Genomic DNA, 2,175 nt, shown 5'->3' with positions numbered 1-2,175 from the left:
CCCGGGCCGGGTACCTACTCCGGTGCCGAGAACCGGTGCAGGCGCAGGGCGAGTTGGATCTCCAGGGCGCGGGACGGGCTCTGCCAGTCGTCGCCGAGGAGGCGGCGGACCCGGTCCAGGCGCTGGGCCACCGTGTTCACGTGCACGTGCAGGTCGTCCTTGGTGCGGACGGGGCTCATGCCGCAGGCGAAGTACGTGTCGAGGGTGCGCAGCAGGTCGGTGCCGCGCCGTCGGTCGTACGCGACGACGGGGCCGATCGTGCGGTCGACGAAGCCCGGGATGTCCCCCTCCCCCGCCAGGAGCAGTCCGAGGAAGCCGAAGTCCTCGGCGGCGGCGCCGTCGCCGGACCGGCCGAGGACGCGCAGGGCGTCGAGGCAGCGCCGGGCCTCCGCGTAGGCCGTGGCCACGGTGTCGGGGCGGGCGGTGAGGTGTTCGACCGGGGCGGAGGCTCCGACGGTGACCGGTGCGTGGACGGCCGTGCCGAGCTGGCGGGCGGTGCGGCGGGCCAGGCCGGTGGCCGTGTCGTCGGGGCCGAGGGGCAGCAGCAGGACGGTGCCGCCGTCGCGGGCGGCGGCCAGGCCCCGGCGGGTCGCCGCGAGGTGCGACGCCGCGGCCCACAGGCGTCGGCGGGCGTCCGCCTCCTCGTCCGCGTCGGCGGCGGTGCCCTCCAGCCGGGCGGAGAGCACGGCGTGGGTCGCCTCGAGGTCGGCGTGCAGCCGGGCCGCGCGCTCGCGCATCAGGCGCGGATCCCGGTCGCGGGCGTCGAGCAGGTCGTCGAGCAGTTCGCCGCGGACGCGCTGCTCGGCCTCGGCGGCGGAGCGGCGGGCGAGGAGCAGGAGCGAGGTGACCATGGCCGCGCGTTCCAGGGTGCGCTGGTCGACGGGGTCCAGGCCGGGGTGGCCGCGCAGCACGAGGGCCCCGAGGAGTTCGTCGCCCGCGGACACGGCCGCGACCCAGTCGCGGCCGTGGCGCACCGCGTGGGCCTCCGCGCGGGACGCCTCGAGGGCTCCGGCGGGCGCGGCGGCGGCCTCGGTGAACTCGACCGTGCCGTCGAGGACCTCGGAGACGGCGGCGGCCACGTCGTGGACCCCGCCACCGCGCAGGACGAGTTCGGCGAGCCGGTCGTGGACGTCGGAAGCGCGCTCGATGACTCCGCTGCGGTCCTGGATGATCTCGTTGGCGCGCTCCAGGCCGGCGAGGGCCGAGCGGGTCTCGGCGAGCAGGTTCGCGGTGTCGATGGCGGCCGCGGCGAGCGCGGCGAAGGAGCCGAGCAGGGCGATCTGCTCCCGCTCGAAGACCCGGGCCCGCCGGTCCGCGGCGAACAGCACGCCGATGACGGTGTGCCCGAGCATGAGGGGCACACCGACGATGGCCACGAGGCCCTCGTCCCGGACGCTGGTGTCGATGGCGAGGGTGTGCTCGAAGCGGTCGTCACGGAAGTAGTCGTCGGTGACGTAGGGGCGGGCGGTCTGGGCGACCAGGCCGCCGAGCCCCTCTCCCATGCCGAGGCGCAGCTGCTGGAAGCGGGCCGCGACCGAGCCCTCGGTGACCCGCATGTAGGTGTCGCCCCGGGCCGGATCGTTCAGACTGAGGTAGGCGACGTCGGTGCCCAGCAGTGAGCGGGCGCGCTGCACGATCGCCTGGAGCACGGCGTCCAGGTCGCGCAGTCCGGCCAGGTCGTGGGCGGTCTCGAAGAGCGCGGACAGCTCGGCCTCCCGGCGGCGCCGTCCCTCCAGGTCGGAGCGGACGCGCAGGGCGAGCCTCCGGGCCTGCTCCAGGGCGGCGATCCGCTCGGGGGGCAGCCCCTCGGCACGGGCCAGGAGGACCGGCTGCTCGTAGGCCTCGACGGACGCCCCCCGGGCCAGGAGCTCCAGGAACGGCGTCTCCGCGCCGCCCTGTGCGGGACGGTCGTGCGGCTCGTGGGCGAGGCGGTCGTCGGGACGTGCCCGGTCCGGTGCTGCGGCGCCGGGGGCCGGGCGCTCGGCGGGCTGCAGGTGATCGCGGGACATGGTCACAGGATTCCTCATGCCACGGCCGCCCCGGCAGGCCTGTGGACAACCCGGCGGGCCGGGGGGCCGTGGGCCTGTGGACGGCAGGGCCGGGCAGGCACCGGGTGACGTCCGGCACGGGTTCCCGGGCTGGGGCGGCGGTGGCTCCACCGCCGGCGCCGGCCCC

General features: G+C 76.9%; 1 protein-coding gene. It reads right to left on the bottom strand.

Features of this window, described 5'->3' with window-relative positions; all coding sequences use genetic code 11:
* Nucleotides 1-14 precede the first annotated feature (14 nt).
* A complete protein-coding gene (locus tag AOK18_RS25990) occupies nucleotides 15-2,009 on the bottom strand; it encodes a helix-turn-helix domain-containing protein (RefSeq protein ID WP_055695921.1) in 1,995 nt (664 codons plus the stop codon).
* Between the last annotated feature and the right edge of the window lie 166 nt (nucleotides 2,010-2,175).

This window comes from Streptomyces prasinopilosus, from assembly GCF_001419695.1.
In the GTDB taxonomy this organism is placed as follows: Bacteria; Actinomycetota; Actinomycetes; order Streptomycetales; family Streptomycetaceae; genus Streptomyces; species Streptomyces prasinopilosus.
This window is presented reverse-complemented; position numbering and strand designations above follow the sequence as displayed.

Bases quoted from the DNA above. Each gene is read 5' to 3' on its own strand.
- AOK18_RS25990 (WP_055695921.1), bottom strand. From the start codon at position 2,009: ATGTCCCGCGATCACCTGCAGCCCGCCGAGCGCCCGGCCCCCGGCGCC.